The sequence below is a fragment of the Wolbachia endosymbiont (group A) of Andrena helvola genome (genome assembly GCF_964028415.1).
Taxonomy (GTDB): Bacteria; Pseudomonadota; Alphaproteobacteria; order Rickettsiales; family Anaplasmataceae; genus Wolbachia; species Wolbachia pipientis.
On sequence record NZ_OZ034779.1, the window covers coordinates 1503648 to 1520117 of the forward strand.

Annotated in this window: 17 protein-coding genes, 2 tRNA genes and 2 pseudogenes; 6 read left to right on the forward strand and 15 right to left on the reverse strand. The window is 33.7% G+C overall.

The window, feature by feature from the left end; all coding sequences use genetic code 11:
- Window positions 1-57: 57 nt before the first annotated feature.
- Window positions 58-408: a diacylglycerol kinase gene (locus ABWU73_RS07780; RefSeq protein ID WP_353285488.1), complete on the forward strand. Its 351-nt coding sequence runs from the start codon at window positions 58-60 to the stop codon at window positions 406-408.
- Between the two features lie 11 nt (window positions 409-419).
- Here the strand turns inward: ABWU73_RS07780 and ABWU73_RS07785 are convergent, their stop codons facing one another.
- From ABWU73_RS07785 to ABWU73_RS07795, 3 genes are all read right to left on the reverse strand, one after another.
- The gene (locus ABWU73_RS07785) at window positions 420-1364 is read right to left on the reverse strand and encodes an RluA family pseudouridine synthase (RefSeq protein WP_265038646.1); all 945 of its coding nucleotides are present in this window, start codon (window positions 1362-1364) and stop codon (window positions 420-422) included.
- Complete coding sequence (locus ABWU73_RS07790; RefSeq protein ID WP_341811056.1) at window positions 1355-3100, reverse strand: hypothetical protein; 1746 nt, start codon at window positions 3098-3100, stop codon at window positions 1355-1357. Before ABWU73_RS07790 ends, ABWU73_RS07785 begins: the two co-directional genes overlap by 10 nt.
- A gap of 61 nt (window positions 3101-3161) precedes the next feature.
- Window positions 3162-5324 (reverse strand): ComEC/Rec2 family competence protein, encoded by a 2163-nt coding sequence (locus tag ABWU73_RS07795; protein ID WP_264329814.1) that lies wholly within the window; start codon window positions 5322-5324, stop codon window positions 3162-3164.
- 62 nt (window positions 5325-5386) lie between these two features.
- Here ABWU73_RS07795 and ABWU73_RS07800 point away from each other — a divergent pair.
- A tRNA-Met gene (locus tag ABWU73_RS07800) sits at window positions 5387-5463 on the forward strand.
- A gap of 3 nt (window positions 5464-5466) precedes the next feature.
- Here the strand turns inward: ABWU73_RS07800 and pdxH are convergent.
- From pdxH to ABWU73_RS07815, 3 genes are read right to left on the reverse strand one after another with little or no spacing between them, the layout of a single operon-like run.
- Window positions 5467-6060, reverse strand: a complete 594-nt coding sequence (pdxH, locus tag ABWU73_RS07805; RefSeq protein ID WP_022626142.1) for a pyridoxamine 5'-phosphate oxidase — start codon at window positions 6058-6060, stop codon at window positions 5467-5469.
- 16 nt (window positions 6061-6076) lie between these two features.
- The gene (mutM, locus tag ABWU73_RS07810) at window positions 6077-6892 is read right to left on the reverse strand and encodes a bifunctional DNA-formamidopyrimidine glycosylase/DNA-(apurinic or apyrimidinic site) lyase (protein WP_264329813.1); all 816 of its coding nucleotides are present in this window, start codon (window positions 6890-6892) and stop codon (window positions 6077-6079) included.
- Entirely contained in the window at window positions 6858-7001 is a 144-nt protein-coding gene (locus ABWU73_RS07815; RefSeq protein WP_182321034.1) for a hypothetical protein, read from the reverse strand. The genes mutM and ABWU73_RS07815 overlap by 35 nt, the downstream gene beginning before the upstream one ends.
- A gap of 19 nt (window positions 7002-7020) precedes the next feature.
- On the opposite strand from ABWU73_RS07815, the gene ABWU73_RS07820 reads away from it, so the two are divergent.
- A tRNA-Thr gene (locus ABWU73_RS07820) sits at window positions 7021-7093 on the forward strand.
- 53 nt (window positions 7094-7146) lie between these two features.
- On the opposite strand, the gene ABWU73_RS07825 is transcribed toward ABWU73_RS07820, so the two are convergent.
- The 3 genes from ABWU73_RS07825 to ABWU73_RS07835 all read right to left on the reverse strand — a co-directional run bounded on the left by ABWU73_RS07825 (window position 7147) and on the right by ABWU73_RS07835 (window position 9464).
- Window positions 7147-8673, reverse strand: coding sequence for an acyl-CoA carboxylase subunit beta (locus tag ABWU73_RS07825; protein WP_265017800.1), 1527 nt, complete (start codon window positions 8671-8673; stop codon window positions 7147-7149).
- A 107-nt stretch (window positions 8674-8780) separates the two neighbouring features.
- Window positions 8781-9083: a hypothetical protein gene (locus tag ABWU73_RS07830; RefSeq protein ID WP_231115838.1), complete on the reverse strand. Its 303-nt coding sequence runs from the start codon at window positions 9081-9083 to the stop codon at window positions 8781-8783.
- Between the two features lie 24 nt (window positions 9084-9107).
- A complete protein-coding gene (locus ABWU73_RS07835) occupies window positions 9108-9464 on the reverse strand; it encodes a hypothetical protein (protein WP_223823154.1) in 357 nt (118 codons plus the stop codon).
- Between the two features lie 321 nt (window positions 9465-9785).
- Here ABWU73_RS07835 and ABWU73_RS07840 point away from each other — a divergent pair.
- A pseudogene (locus ABWU73_RS07840) lies at window positions 9786-10747 on the forward strand (transposase); the annotation flags it as partial.
- A gap of 23 nt (window positions 10748-10770) precedes the next feature.
- Here the strand turns inward: ABWU73_RS07840 and ABWU73_RS07845 are convergent.
- Window positions 10771-11603 (reverse strand): IS5-like element ISWpi1 family transposase gene (locus ABWU73_RS07845; RefSeq protein WP_265017733.1). Its coding sequence is split into 2 segments (ribosomal slippage): window positions 10771-11234 and window positions 11234-11603, totalling 834 coding nucleotides; the frame shifts between segments, so codons are not numbered across the junction.
- A 57-nt stretch (window positions 11604-11660) separates the two neighbouring features.
- On the opposite strand from ABWU73_RS07845, the pseudogene ABWU73_RS07850 reads away from it, so the two are divergent.
- Both ABWU73_RS07850 and ABWU73_RS07855 read left to right on the forward strand, forming a co-directional pair.
- A pseudogene (locus ABWU73_RS07850) lies at window positions 11661-11848 on the forward strand (IS4 family transposase); the annotation flags it as partial.
- Entirely contained in the window at window positions 11848-12021 is a 174-nt protein-coding gene (locus tag ABWU73_RS07855; protein ID WP_179943778.1) for a hypothetical protein, read from the forward strand. The pseudogene ABWU73_RS07850 and the gene ABWU73_RS07855, both read left to right, overlap by 1 nt.
- A gap of 16 nt (window positions 12022-12037) precedes the next feature.
- On the opposite strand, the gene ABWU73_RS07860 is transcribed toward ABWU73_RS07855, so the two are convergent.
- The 5 genes from ABWU73_RS07860 to ABWU73_RS07880 all read right to left on the reverse strand — a co-directional run bounded on the left by ABWU73_RS07860 (window position 12038) and on the right by ABWU73_RS07880 (window position 16458).
- Window positions 12038-13288 carry a citrate synthase gene (locus ABWU73_RS07860; protein WP_010081982.1) on the reverse strand — a complete coding sequence of 417 codons (1251 nt, stop codon included), beginning with the start codon at window positions 13286-13288 and terminating at the stop codon, window positions 12038-12040.
- Window positions 13289-13368: 80 nt separating this feature from the next.
- A complete protein-coding gene (gene rpsT / locus ABWU73_RS07865; protein WP_012673338.1) occupies window positions 13369-13638 on the reverse strand; it encodes a 30S ribosomal protein S20 in 270 nt (89 codons plus the stop codon).
- Between the two features lie 51 nt (window positions 13639-13689).
- A complete protein-coding gene (locus tag ABWU73_RS07870) occupies window positions 13690-14277 on the reverse strand; it encodes a lysophospholipid acyltransferase family protein (protein ID WP_010081980.1) in 588 nt (195 codons plus the stop codon).
- Window positions 14278-14470: 193 nt separating this feature from the next.
- A complete protein-coding gene (locus ABWU73_RS07875) occupies window positions 14471-15457 on the reverse strand; it encodes a tyrosine recombinase (protein WP_265017801.1) in 987 nt (328 codons plus the stop codon).
- A 365-nt stretch (window positions 15458-15822) separates the two neighbouring features.
- Entirely contained in the window at window positions 15823-16458 is a 636-nt protein-coding gene (locus ABWU73_RS07880) for a DnaA ATPase domain-containing protein (protein ID WP_006280257.1), read from the reverse strand.
- Between the last annotated feature and the right edge of the window lie 12 nt (window positions 16459-16470).

Here is a 16470-nt window from a genome sequence, read left to right on the forward strand (position 1 = left end):
AGGGTGTAGCAAATCTAAATGAGTTAAAATTTTGATTAAAGGGTTTTGTGAATAATAATGAAGAAGGGCATTATTCGTCTAATAAAAGCAATTCAATACTCTTGTGAAGGAATAAAATCAGCTTTTATATCAGAAATTGCGTTCAGACAGGAGTTACTGCTTTTTATAGTATGTGTCTCAATTTTGTTTGTTTTGGATGTAAGTAATCTAGAACGTGCAGTAATGATAAGCAGCCTATTCCTGGTGTTAATTGTGGAAATTATTAACACTGCTTTTGAAACGACAATTGAGCGTATTTCCAGTGAACAACACATACTTTCAAAAAAGGTGAAAGATCTAGGTAGTGCAGCAGTTTTTCTTTCATTAATTAACTTCCTGATAACATGGATGATAATATTGATAGGTTAATACAAATGTTATTAAGATATGTTGTCAAACTCACCAATTAAAGTTTTTATATCTTGCGGTAAATCAGAGACAAATTCCATGTATTCCTTACTTTTTGGGTGGTATAAGCCCAGTGTATAAGCATGTAGTGCTTGTCTATTGAAATTACGAATGAAACTAGAGTTTTTAGCATATTTTGTGCTTTTACTACTATTTTTTCCATAAACTTGATCACCAACTATGGAATGTCCTATGTGGCTCATGTGGACTCGAATTTGGTGTGTTCTGCCTGTCTCTAAAGTGCATTTAACGAGGCTTACTTGTCCTATAACTTTTTGCACTAAATAGTGAGTGATTGCTAATTTGCCTGTGATTTTTGTTACACACATCATTTCTTTATTACCGCGTTTGGGAGCAATGTTAGTTTTTATCGTGCCTTGCTGAGAAGATAATGTTCCCCAAACTACTGCTAAGTATTCCCGCTTTATTTTGCGATTCGATAACAATTCAGACAAAAAACTATGGGCTGCTTCATTTTTTGCAATTACCATTAGCCCACTAGTATCTTTATCGAGTCTATGAACAATTCCTGGTCTTACATTAAGGTGAGCGATAACTGCGTTCAAAAGCGTATCATTGTTTGTCCCAGCACCTGGGTGCACTGTTAATCCACTTTGTTTACTCAGAACTATAATGTCCTCATCTTCATAGACGATATTAAGTTTTATGTCATAATTAGGCTCAATTGATGTGGATATGTCAGGTTGAACGAGATGCACCACATACTCTTCATCTGGTTTTACTATGTAGTCATTATTAATTATCGGTGTGCCAAGTAATTTCACCTGCTCATTTTGTATCAATCTTTGCGCTTTACTGCGTGATATGTTGCATTTTTCAGCTATATAGGTGTCTAACCTTAATTTCTCTTTATCATTATTAACACTTAAGGTTATTATTGAGTGATCTATAGTGATTTACCCCGCGCCATTTCCCATGCTGCTTGAACATTTGGGTCTGTAAACATTGTTGCACTAGACTCAATTTGCAGATCACCTTGTTTTTTAATATGGCAAATTGTTTGAGAGCCATCTTTCCAGTGGATTGTAACTTTATTATCAAAATCTCGTAATGTTGCCTCAACCTTTTTTTCTTTATTATCTTTTTCTTCCAGCTTAATAGATTCTAATAAATAATATAGAAAGTCACTTGGTTTGCCGTTGATTTTTTCTTTCCATTCATCTGTTTTTTCTTGTTCAGATTTTTTTTGCTCTAACTTTTCCTTCTTTTGCTGCAGCTTATTTTGTTCTGCTTCCAGCTCTAACTTTCTAACTGTGTCACGTAGTTCTTTGACTTTATTTTCTAACACTAATAATTTATTAGTATTATTTCCATTGTTAGCTTCTAAATCAGGCGTACTTGGTTGAGCTTGCTTCTTTTTTATTTCTTCTAATTCATTCCTTACTACGTTTAATTGCTTCTTCAATTCCGTTTTTTCCTTTTCTGTATCCTCTTTTAACTTTTTTAGCATGCTAAGGAACTCGTTATTATTAGACTGCGTAGTTGATTGAAGCCAGCCTACAAAGCGGCTTGGTTCAAATCGTTCAATTTTATCTTCAGCAATTTTAATAGCATTCTCTAACCTAGAAAAAGTACCTTCAATATCTAGTGAATGTGCTTTTTTTGTCAATTCTTTAGTGTTGTTTAAAACTTCTGAAATTTCTGCATGTAGCCAATCTAAATCTTTTTTGATGTCTTCTCTGATTTTTTTTAGGTGATCAAGCGTTTCTTTAATGTTAATATTTGCAGGCTTTAAAAGACTATTATCAAGTAAATCGCAAGCTTTTTTAAGGTTACTGTCAAATGAGTTGCAAAGCGGACTAAGTAGTTTTTTCATTAGAGATATTAGTTCATTTTCCCTTTTACCAAGCTTATTTTCTACTACTGATACAACCATGCCCTTTCCAGACCAGTATGGAAATAGAAGACCTAAAGAACTGTGTTTTCTAATAGTATGATTTTCATGATCCACGCTATTACTTATTAGATTGCTAAGTGTTGATATGATGCATAAAAGAATAGCGACTAATAAAGCTATTAATATTATTGGAGCATTAATGGATTGTGATATTGCTGAAACTACTATAATAGTACCAAATACATATGATCCAGTAAACAAGAGAATCCTATTTCTATTTTCTGCTTCTATATCTTCTAGTATTTCTCTCTGCGTCTTAGAAATTGGTAAAACTATTGAAAGCTTTTCCCCCTTTTTATCTAAATTTGTTACAATTTCAATTTTTTTAGCTTCTTGAACAATCTGGCTGTACTGTTCATCAACTTGATAGTTTCCTATTTTTTTATCTATTTCATTCTCTTTTATTTTTTGTGTATTTATAAAGTTTATAACAGCAGTAAATAAGAGAACTATAAGAGGAATAAAGGCAAGAGGTGCTGGCGTGAACGCAAACCCAGCAATACTTACTGTAACAGGCTGAATAGAAAAGGCAGTAAATGCTATAAGAGTAGCAATGGTACTTGCTATAAGAGTAGCAATGGTACTTGCTATAAGAGTAGCAATGGTACTTGCTATCGATATAGTACCAGAATACTTTCTTATAGAGCTCAAAATTCTACTGGGCTGGTCAGAAAGTTTTCTAAATCCTAAAAAATCAAAATAGTCTTTGAAAGGATCTTGAGTGTCTGTAACCATAACATTTTTCTAGTTTAAACTTATTTAGGTATACATTAACCAAACCTTAAAATCAAGTTTCTTAATTTTTCAACATGTGCCAAGGCCTATTGGAGCGCACTGTATTAATCTTTACGTAACGATTTGTTAACCAAACAGAATGTGTGCCATACGTTTCTAGATCAGCATGTTTAATAATTTTAGCGTTGCAAGCTGAATAGTCGAATTCACTTAATTGAATTATTAAATCAACTTTATCACAATTTTCTGAAATATCTTCTTTTTTATAAGCAAGTAGCACTGATTTATTATTTCCTTTATTATATATACAATCATAATCTTCACACTGTAGCCTTTTATTTGAATTGTTATATTTAGTATGATTCAAAATTTGGTTCTGTCCGTTTTGCTTTGCCCACGTTTTGATAACAAAATTTCTGCTTTTTCTAGTGAGAGAATATAGTAAGTTATCACTCTCCTTTGCAGCAACATTATCAGCATTTATTAGGATGTCGGGGGTTTTATATGCAGCGCTAAAGCAAATACCTAGTACAATAAAAAAAAATCCCAAAAAACGCCAATTTCTTTCCCACAAGCACAGCCACAATAACCCAAATGTTATTATAATAATTGATGAGGCAGGAAAAGTACGAATGGGAATAACCAAATACTGAAGACTAGCGATAGCGTTTGTTATATACAAAATGCTGTCAATTGGGCGCTCTATAAATGGCGCTATAATCCATTCAATACCTAAAGGAATCAATAAGACATAAATTATTCCAAGTGGAATAATAATTAATGTAACTATTGGTATAGCAACTAAATTTGTGATAATGCCACTAATTGAAAAATAATTAAAATTATATATCGTATACGGAACAGTTGCTAAACTTGCTATTACTGAGCTGATCATTATCGACACAAAATATTTCATTATTTTTATTTTGAATAATTTATTAGCATTAATTTGATAACTGGCAACCAGTGCCAAAACAGCAGAAAATGACATCTGAAAGCCTGGCTTTAAAATTGCTTCAGGTTCTATGATAAGTATCACTGCAGCAGCAAACGCAATTGCTATTAACCCTCGATATTTTCTCTCTATCATTATTGCAACGAGTACTAAAATCACCATGATGTAGGCACGCTGAGCAGAAATTTGCATACCGGTAATCAACAAATAAAACGTGGTTGGCAAGATAGTAAGGAATGCAGATATTTTCTTGGTGTTATACTTAAGAGTCAAAGTTTCAGATATTGCGAATAAATTACGAAACACTACAAAAAACAGACCAGCAACGAATGATAAATGCAAACCAGATATGGCAAACAAATGTGCTATACCTGAATCTCGTATCGCGTCCATAGTTTTTTGATCTATGCCATCTTTTTTACCGATCAGTAATGCAGAGATTATATCCGCATGTGGTTTCTTGATATTTTGCTGCAGGTTTTCATAAATGTATTGACGGAAAGATTCTATATATTCTTGAAATTTCCTTGCTTCAGCCTTTTTGTGCAGGGCTATTTTGCTTGTTGCAAAGCCTGTTGCACTTATTTTCTGGTAATATGCTATTCTTGCAAAATCGTATGCATACTCCGAGGGCGCAATCTTTAGAGGGAAGAGTTTTGCTGATAATTTTACTTGATCGCCTATTTTAATGCCTTTTTCCACTTTGGTTCTAACTGATATTCTGATGTTATCTAGAGCTCTATCCGGTGTCATTCCAGCGCGTGACGCTGGAATCCATATCTTTTTTTTCTGGATCCCAGTATCAAGTACTGGGATGACAAAAGGGGGCGCTGGGATGACAGGAGAGGATTTTGAGATAGTAGGGGATTTTTCAACAGAAAGCAGAAATTGTTTATATGAGCCCCTGTCGTTAATATCCTTCACTGTGGCAACGATATCTTTTACATATCTCTCTTTATCAAGAATTTGAGTATCAACTAAAGCTGTTCTTAATTTACTAGCTGTAAATCCTATGAGCACTGCAATTAAAGCAATGCATAATATTGCGTACTTTCTGTATAATATTGCAATCAAAATTAGTGTGGGTAAAAGCAAAAGAAAAATAGATATGCAGCTTGGTTCAAAACTTAGGGAAAAATATGTTAAAATTCCTGCACACTGAAGAACAGGAAACCACAGTATCAAGTTATATTGTTCATTGCGCAGATTGTTACGTATATAACTAACTATTATGTCAAGAAAAGTTAATAAGTGTGTCGATATTTGCATGTGGTGAAATTTTATTTTTCTTTTTTCATTATTTGTATATATAATAACTAAATAAGCAACGACGCGGGATGGAGCAGCTCGGTAGCTCGTCAGGCTCATAACCTGAAGGTCGTAGGTTCAAATCCTACTCCCGCAACCATTTTTAAGGATATAGTTGTTCCACTTTCCAATCGCTTCCCTCAACAAGAGTGTATCTAAATCTAATATGCTTCCTATATTCACCTTCTTGCCAAAATTCAATTACTTTTGGGATTACGCAAAATCCCACCCAAAAATCAGGACGAGAAACTTGTGTATTGTGAAATTCTTTTTCCTTCAATTTTATAGCTTGCTCAAAATCTTGCCAATCTTTCAGAATGCTCGATTGTTTTGAGCACCATGCGCTAATTTGACTACCCAGCGCTCGAGAAGAGAAGTATTTGTCAGTTCTTTCATCGTTTAGAAGTTTAACCTCTCCTTCAATTCGCACTTGCCTAGCAAATTCTATCCAATGAAACACTAACGCAGCTTTGGGGTTCTCAGTCAATTCTTTCCCTTTTTTACTGTTTACGTTAGTGAAAAACACAAAACCTTCTTTGCTATATTCCTTTAGTAATACCACTCTTGCAGATGGAATACAGTCTTTGCTACAAGTTGCTAGCGTCATTGCAGTTGGTTGTTCACACGGAGAATTAAGTACTGCTTTGTACCACTTTGAAAACAAATCAAATGGATCTTTTTCAAGTGAAAATATCATATCAAAAAATAAAATCTTAATTCTGGCACGCGTTGCAAAAATAAGTGCTACGGCCATTTTGTCGTATAAGTGTTATGATATTATTGCAAATCTTGCAAGGTTTTTGAACTTTACCATATACGTAAAAGTTATTTTGAAAGTATCCAGCAGATCCAGATGGCTGTGCATAATCTTTCAGTGTTGAACCGCCTGCAGCAATTGCATCACTCAGAGTATTTTTTATTTCAGCAGCAAGTTTTTCGCACTCTCTATAGGTCAAGTTTTTTGCTGACCTGAGTGGTGATATACAGGCTCTAAACAAGCTCTCAGAAGCATATATGTTGCCTACGCCAACTATTGATTTATTGTCCATTAACGCTGATTTGATATTCACTTTTTTGTTTTTCAGCAACTCCTGTAAATAGTCTCCACTGAATTCATCCGTGAGGGGCTCTATTCCAAAATCGCTAAAAAAATCCGTTTCTTGTTCTTTATTTAAAACGATAACTAATCCAAATCTTCTTGGGTCATTAAAAATTATTGAAGTATTGTCAGAAAATAAAAATACCACGTGATCATGCTTATTCCGCACTTGATCGTGGTCAGCATATATAAGCTTTCCGCTCATGCCAAGATGTATGATGACAGCCATACTATCATCTGTATTCGAGATTATGTACTTACCTCTACGTTTAATATCATTTATGACTCTGCCCTTTAGCACATCATCAATATTTTTTGTTATTGGGGCACGTAAATTCCAATTATTAACTATGACATTACTAATTTGCTTGTTTTTAATTTTATCAAGCAAAAAATTAGAGATTACTTCCACTTCCGGTAATTCTGGCATCTTGTCTACTCTGTTGCTGCTTTTTTCTTTTTAAAATATTTTGCTTTAAAGCTTTCGCTAATCTTTTTCTCTCTTCTTCTTTTTCCTTATTTTTTTTTATGTTATTCATTATCATAATATGTGAACTTGCCGTTGTAGCTCAGGTGGTAGAGTACGTCATTGGTAATGACGAGGTCCCAAGTTCGAATCTTGGTAACGGCACACTGATTATACTTATAATATTGCATAACTTGTAAGCAAGGCTTAAAAGAAAGTTAAAGAGGTAAGTTGTCATGCTTTTTCCATATCCTTTCTACCTTCTTGTTTTTGAGTAGCTCTAATGCTTTATAAAAGTGATACCTTGTTTTACTTGGCACTATAATGTCATCAATGTATCCATGTGATGCAGCAAAAAATGGATTAGCGAACTTTTCTTTGTATTCTTTGATTAACGTTTGCTGATCTTTTTCGTGTCGAAATATAATCTCAACTGCACTTTCAGGGCCCATCACAGCTATTTCAGCAGTTGGCCAGGCATAATTTATATCACCTTTTAGATGTTTCGAATTCATAACAATGTATGCACCACCATACGCTTTTCTAGTGATAAGGCTAATTTTCGGCACGGTCGCTTCAGCGTAAGCGTAAAGCAGTTTCGCTCCGTGTTGTATTATATTATTGTATTCTTGATTTGTACCCGGCAAAAATCCTGGAACATCAATAAGTGTGATGATCGGAATGTTAAATGCGTCACAAAACCTTACAAACCTCGCAGCTTTTCTTGAAGAATCAATATCCAAACATCCTGCAAGGTGCATAGGTTGATTTGCAACAATACCGACAGTATTTCCTCCAATTCTACCAAAACCAGTTATGATATTACGAGCAAAATCAGGTTTCAGTTCAAAGAAATTCCTTTCATCACAAACTTTTTCAATGAGTTCATACATATCATAAGGAGTATTAGGATTGCTAGGAATCAGAGTATTTAAAGATTCATCAATCTCATTAACATCATTACAGATTGGTGCAGATTTTGGTGATTCTTGATTATTTGCTGGTAAGAAAGTAAAGAATTCACGCATTTTTAGCAGCATTTCAACATCATTATTGAATGCAAAATCCGCTACTCCTGTTTTGCTTGTATGAATTTTTGCTCCACCAAGGTCTTCGAAACTTACATCTTCGTAGGTAACCTTTTTTACTACATCTGGTCCGGTTATAAACATATATGAACTGTTTTTCACCATGAAAGTAAAGTCAGTTAATGCTGGGGAATAAACTGCACCTCCTGCACATGGGCCCATAATTAAAGAAATTTGTGGTATAACACCCGATGCATTTACGTTTCTTTGAAAAATTTCTCCATAACCAGCAAGAGAATTTACTCCTTCCTGAATTCTGGCTCCACCAGAATCATTTAGTCCGATAATTGGAACTCTGGCATTAATTGCCATATCCATAATTTTGCATATTTTTTTTGCATGTGACGCACCAAGTGAACCACCAAAGACAGTAAAATCCTGAGAATAAACAAAAACTTTTCTGCCATAAATAGTACCATGACCAATCACTACCCCATCACCTAAAAAATTAGCATTTTGCATGCCAAAATCATTTGCATGATGTTTTACGAATTTATCGTATTCTGCAAAAGAACTTTCATCGAGCAATATACTGAGCCTTTCTCTAGCAGTTAATTTCCCTTTTTCATGTTGTTTGGTAATCCTGTCAGAACCGCCTCCTTTTTCAGCTTCTAGTGCTTTGGTTTTTAGATTTTCTAGTATTTTAAAGTCTTGCATACAATAAAGTAGTTTTCAAATTAGTTGTAGACTTTATTAAGTTTACAAACCCTACTAACTATACACATACACTATTGCTATATGCAACAATGTATGTATGATAATTGTTAATGCTCTGGTGATTCATGGTCACTACTTTGAAAATGTTGCGATGTGTCAACACTTTTCATATTAGAAAGAGGTGGACTAACTGCACTGCTTTTCGTTTGTGCAAAACTTTTAGCAGCTTCAACAACCTTGCTTATACGAGGTTCTTTTTCTAGCTCTTTTAGGTACTTTGAGAAGATTTCACAACTTTTGTCATCCATATGTACCATTATTTTACCAAAACTTTCAGCTTTTTCAGAAGATAAAATCATTTCGATCTTTTCATCGCCTACCCTAAAGGTCATTTTTACTTTGCCTTGCATATCATGATATTGCCAGCTTTTTATTCAGATTAGATTATCTCCTTCTCCTATTCGCAATGCACCATATTCTAAGTCCTTAAATTCCGGGGAGTTCATAAATTTTGCAGGAGTGATCACACTTTTTTCTGGACACTGTACATAATAAAATTTATTATCTCTTTCTACTACAATTCCTTTTTTTTTGTCATTTTCAATACTATCACTTACAATTTGTTTTAGACGTGACAAATATTCGCCGCGTTCTTTCAGTATATCTTCTGGCAATAATCTCCGAACTTCTTGGCTCACATCAGTGCCTGTTGAAACTAGATTAAACATTTCTAACATAAGAGGCCGTAGTTTTTCTTTTCCAGTCTCAGTAACATTTTTATCTTGCTCCATGAGGTGGTATAAGATCAGTATCGAATAATCTATTATTGATGACTTTTTTCTCCTTGGAATACATCAACACTAAACATGACCTTGTGCTTTTTTGCATCGTCTATAGATTTTTGAAGTCTCTTTGCTATGTTTTCGATAGCTTCATCATTAGGTAAGTGTTCAGGCAATGGCGTCAACTTAAGGAAAAATATCAGCGATAGTGTATAAAATTTCTCTCTAAATTTTTTATCATTAAATTATCCAAAGAGTGCAAGGGACAGCACTTTTGTTTCTATTTTATTGCAACAAAAAAGTTTAAAATGTGTCTTTTTTAGGTGAAACATGCAAAAAGGAAAAAACCTTATTCTACAAATTAAAAATGCAATATACTCGAAAACTTTTCAGAAAATCCATTGTGTTGAGTTTTACACGAACAAGAAAACTTCCTTTTTCGACAGTATTTTCTATGATTTTAAAGTTAGTTAAAAAAAGTTTGGGAATAGAATGTGAACTTATGGAGCCATTGACATGTACCCTCAAAGCAAGCTTTTTCTAAAGCAAGATATAAGATTTGCCATACAGGCTTTCAAGAATCTAAGCATCCAAACAGCCTATCAGGATGAACCTGAGTTGGAGAGGCTATAGACTTATTGCAGCAGATGGTTCTGGTATGAGATTACCCAGCTCTGGGGAAATTGTATCCGAGTTTGAACCAAATGGAACAACAGGCACCATTGGCAATTTGTTTGTTGATTTGTGTACTTCGCTGATTTGTAGTGCTCGTCTTGCAGCTTGGAATATAGGTGAACAAACGTTGGCGGCAGAGCAATTACCCGAAGTTATCACTCAAATGCGTTTATTAAATCAAGAGAAATTATTATTTATCTATGATCGTCTTCAGTAAAATTCATTCAGCAGCATTATGATTTGGAAGTAGATTTTATTTTTCGCTTGCAAAAAAGAAATTATAGTAAGCTATGGGAACGCTGGCGAATTAGATTTTGATTTTATATTAGAAAATGAAAAGCTAAAAAATAAAATGAAAGGACAGAAAGTAAGAGTTATAGTGCTGACATTAGCCAACTGAGAAACAGAGTTTTTGACCGAGACTTTGGAGCAAAGCTTATGTGTTAAGGTGGCACATAGAGAAGTGCTATAAACGACTCAAAGTAGGAGCAGAGTTAGAGAATTTTTCTGGAGAGGCTGTATTACAAGAATTTTGGGCAAACTTGGTCATGTGCAATATATTATCGCTTCATATATGTGATGCACAAGGGCCTTGGAACCCAGATCAAATTACTGAGAGGTTGTCCGGAAACTAGTAAATTCAAGCATATTCCCTCTTTAACATAACCCTACTTATAGCTAGGTATATGAAATTCTCAGTGGATGTTGTGAGTAAATCATACTCCTTCGATAGCCTTCTATTCCTATTAACCCAAGCAAAAGTCCTTTCTACAACCCATCTTCTTGGCTGTACTTTAAACCCTTGTTCTCTTGTTGGTAGTAGCTCAGGTGGCGTATCTTTGTGCACCCAAAATCTACATGGAGGCCTTTTAACAATTTCAATATCTATGTTATATTCTTCCTTTATGTGATTCTTTAAATTTCTTCCTTGGTATCCCATGTCAGCCCACATTTTTTTAACTTTAGTATATTTTGTTCTCATATTGTTTAATGCTATTTTAATACCATCTCTATCATTTTCGTTAGCAGCGCCTACGTAACAACCTAGTATAAAACCCTGAGTGTCTGTAATTATATGCCTTTTTCTACCCTTTACTTTTTTACTTCCATCATAGCCTTTGATCCCCCCTTTTCTGTAGTCTTTACAGATTGACTATCTACTATACAGGCACTCGGCTGCTCATTCCTTCCTATTTTTCTTCTACTATATTTTGTAATTTCATAATTCATTTTCTCAAAAATTCCCTGCTTCTTCCATTGCCTGAACTGCTCATACACAGTCTTCCATAGCGGAAAATCATTTGGTAAATACCGCCATTGACACCCTGTACGCAATACATAGAAAATTGCTTCTAATATTTCTCTTTTGCTATACTTTGGCGGCCTTCCTCCTTTCTTGTATGATACTCTGAAGTGTTTTTCTATTCTTGCCCATTCCCTTTCGCTTAGATCTGTTGGATACTTTTTTCTCATCTTTACCCCGTACTAAAATTTCAGATATTATAGCCTTTTACTTGTTTCCGGACAACCTCTGAGTATCGTTTAAATTTTTCAGTTTTATTTGGTGTAATGAGGCAGAAACTCTATCAGGTACTTATTGCGCCAAAAAACTTTCAAGCCCTTTTTAAGTATACGCGCTAAAGTTAAAATCCGACCGGGACAGCCGCAATAAAGTAGATAAGCCTAAACGCCATCATGTCTTTAGGAGAGTTTGCTAATGAAAGTTCTTAAGTTGACGCCATTGGCTGAACGGATACGGAATGACACCATCCTTTTTTCTGGATTCCAGACTGGAATGACACCTCTGGACACTTCCGTCGTAAAGGAACCAGTGTCAGCTACTCGGATGACACCTTTTTTCTACTTAGTTTGGGTTATGCAAGAAGTCTAATGAAGTGAAAATAAATTTATTTACCAAAATAGAGTTGCCTTGGTCTACAGATCTTAGTTTCTTTATCATTTATCATTTCATACCACTGAGTAACCCAACCAGTGGTTCTTGCAAGTGCAAAAATAGGCGTGAACATATTTGAGGGGATATCAATAGCATTCATTATTATACCTGAGTAAAAATCAACATTTGGATATAACTTACGCACGATAAAATATTCATCCTTTAAAGCTATTTCTTCAAGTTTTTTTGCAATTTTAAGCAGTTCATTATTTTGTTCTAGTTTACTTAGAACCTCATGGCAAGCGCCTTCCAATATACGCGCGCGCGGATCATAATTTTTATAAACACGATGTCCAAATCCCATCAATTTAAATGGATCTTTATCATCTTTAGCTTTTTCGATGAATTTATCTATATCTCCACTTTGCTCTATCTCTTTTAGCATATTTATAACTGCCTCATTAGCTCCACCATGTGCTGGTCCCCAAAGTGTAGCAACTCCTGCAGAGAGGCTTGCAAACAGATTAGAACCAGCCGATCCCACCAATCTGACAGCCGCCGTAGAAGCATTCTGTTCATGATCAGCATGGAGAGTAAATATTTTATCCAGAGCTTTTGCAAAAAGGGCGCTTTTATCATTATCAACAGCATCGCCAAATATCATCTTTAAGAAATTTTCACTGTAACTTAATTCATTGTTAGCATTTATGAATTCCTGATTGTTGATATGCCTATAAATCATTGCAATAATTGTGGAAACTTGCGCTATTGCAGAAATTCCAAAATCTAGGTCTTCACCATTGACATTGTTGCCATGCTTTTCATGATAAGATGCTGACAAACTTGCAAAACATGCAACTAAGATTGACATAGGGTGAGCAGTTTTTGGAAATGCTTTAATTACATTTGTAACTTGCTCTGATACTTTGGATGATTCTTGTATTTTGAGAAGAAATTTTTTGTGTTGCTCTGAACTGGGTAATTCACCATAGAGCAATAAATAAATCACAGCAGTAAAATTATTATTCTCTGCCAAATCAGCTATATTATGTCCCCTATATTTAAGAACTCCTTCATCTCCATCAATGAATGTAATTGTAGAAGAGCATGAAGCTGTAGAAACAAACCCTGGATCGTAAGTGAATAATCCTGTCATCTTATATAAATCCTTGATATTTAACACATCAGGACCTGTTGTTCCGCTTAATACAGGTAGCTCGATTTTTAATCCATTACTTAGTTCTAATAGCACTTTTTTATCCATCACTTAAGCTACTTAAATTTTATACAGAATATACAAACTGAGGAGTATATATTAATACAGTTAACTTTACATTAACCGTATTAAGCGGTCATCAATGCTTTTACTTTTGCATTTAAGCGACTTATTTTACGCGCAGCAGTATTCCTATGAATAACACCTTTATTCACACACTTGTGTAAATTAGATTCAGCATTCCGAAATGCCAGAACAACATTTTCTTTGTCGCCAGACTTGATTATATCAACCAATTTTCTAATAGAGGTGCGAGTTTTACTTTTCCGCATCTTATTTATTAAAGTGCGCTTTGCTATTACCTTTATCATTTTTTTAGCACTCTTATGATTTGCCATATATTAATACCTAAAATACTGTACTTTTCTTTTAATTATAAAGTTTTTTTGTTAATTTGCAATATCAGTTTTTCCTATGGTTAATCTACTGCTTCTCTCTTCAATAATTTTTTCTAAACTTTGCAAGAATTCATTTTTGTTTAACCCAGGATATATTGGGGGCAATATTTCTATTACTGCCTTTCCGGGATTCTTTCTCAGAGAAAGTATGCTTTTTGGCCAAAACAAACCAGTGTTTAAAGCAACCGGTAACACAGGAACAGATAATACGCTATATAAAGCAGCAATACCTGGTTGATATTTTATATTTTGGTTTATAGTTGTTCTTGTACCTTCAGGAAATATTATTATGCTTCTATTTTCTTTTATACGCATTTTTGCTAGTTTGATTATATGGCGTATAGAACTGATACCATCTGAACGGTTAATAAAAATCATTTTCAGCGCTATAAGATGCAAACCAATGAATGGAATCCATTTCAATTCACGTTTTAAAATAAAAACCGCTTTTCTAAATAGTAGTATAAAAATAAATGTTTCAAATGGAGATTGGTGTTTAGATGCAATGATAAAAGGTTGCTTAGGGATGTTTTCCATTCCCCTCACTTCATATTTAATGCCACATAATAAACGCAGCATGAATAATACAACTCTCACCGAACAGACGAGGAAAATGGTTATTACACACTCAGAAAAGAAAATTACAGGGAGAGTAATGAAAGTATAGAATACCTCCCATAATATAAGAAAGAAATTAAACAATAAACTTGAAATCACAAACTCACATAAATTTATTTAAATTTAACTTTATTACAAATTAAAAACAATAAATTTAATTATTGATCATCTGAGTAATAGGATGCGAATCAGCTAATTTGTCCTTTAACTTTTCGTTAGCAATATGAGTATATATTTGTGTTGTAGAAAGGTTAGTATGGCCAAGAACTTTCTGTATCAACACAACATTTGCTCCGCTATTTAGTAGATGGGTAGCAAAAGAATGCCTAATCACGTGTGGAGAGATCTTATTTTCATCAATATTGCATTTTCTTGCCAACTCCTTCATTAATTGACCGACCCTCTGCCTTGTAATTGGTTTATTAGGTTTATCACCTGGGAATAGCCAATCGGATTCCTTTTCTTTAGAGATCAGATTATCACGAACTGATAAATAATTTCTAAGGCTCTGCAATGCTTGTTCATTAAAAAGAATTTGCCTCTCTCTACCACTTTTTCCTTTTATTATTATATAGCATTCTTTGTTATTACTGTTTATTAAATGTGACACTTCACATAATTTCATACTAATTAGTTCAGAAACACGCATTCCAGAAGAGTAAAGGATATCTAAAATCGCACATAGCCTTTTACTGCTTATCTCTTTATTCGATTCGCTTGCTGATTTTCTCACTGTGTCCATTAGCAAAAATATTTCTTCGACACTTAAATACTTAGGCAAAGGACGAGAAACTTTTGGATTCTTTAATTCAGCATCATTAGCCGGCGCTGGATTAAAATCTATTATTCCGTCATTAAATAGACACTTGTAAAAATTTTTCATAGCGGATATTTTTCTTGATATAGAGCTACTTTTATATTTTTTTTGTGTACATAAAGATTTCACATAATCTTTAATATTGGTTTTGTTTACACCAACCAAGGTAGTGCCGCTTTCCAATAAAAATTCTTCAAACTGGTGTAAATCCGAACGATAACTTTCCAGAGTATTTTGTGCAGCGGACCTCTCTGAAGCTAAAGCATCTATGTAATATGTTATGTAAAGATTTTCTTTTTTATTTTGCGACTGTTTATTTTTCATTATCAGTTCCTATATTTATTTCTTTGGCTATAATTTGATTAGAAGTGTTCCCTGTGTTTCTTATGAGAAAATATGAGACAAATAAAGCATTTATCAATAGAGTGAACATCACAAACTTTTGCTTTAACCTTTTTCTTAAATTTAATCTTACTCTTATCATAGTTAAATTATAACGTTAAATCTATAAAAAACACCTTATAAAGTGAGCTCTACTATAAATATAGAATACTTCTTAGCTGTATCTATCTATATTTATTATAACATAACATTGATTATAATTCTAACATGGACAGATAGAGATTCCAATTACGTTAGTGTTATGGGTGTTAATAAATTTTTAATATACACCTTTACAAAAGAAGAAATCAAATGGCATCTTTTTTTAATAAAGTGCTAATAAAAGGAACGGTCACATTTGACCCTATAGATTCATTATCTATCTTTTCTATAATTTTATCAATGCTATAGAAAGAACGTTCTATTCTTGCTAAAATATAATTAATCACTTTTAAATCAATTTTTAACTGTTTATCTGAAAATCGTTTTATTAGCATAATTCTTAATAATTCCTCGCTTGCAGGCAAAATTTTTACGCTGATAGTTGATAATATTCGAGAACTTAAATCTCTTAGTTTGAAGTTAAGCTTTTTTGGTGAAATTGAAGAAGTGATTAGCAGCCTCTTGTCGTTTTCTTTCATGTAATTGTAACAATGTAATAACATTGCTTCATCTTTAATGTTTTGTACGTCTTCTAAAATAAAAGCATCGCTATACCTAATCTCGCTTACGAAGTTATTCACATTGATAAAGATTGCATCGTTTATTGATTGCCAAATATGAGCAAGATGAGTTTTACCGGAGCTTTTAGGTCCAAAAAGAATCAGACATTTCCAAGATAAATCATTAACTACCGAATTATATACGTGCTTATTTTCATCTAAGATGATGTAATTTTGCCGGCTATAATCAGCTTGATTGTTGTTAAATAAATTTAATTGCACGTTGAACCTCTT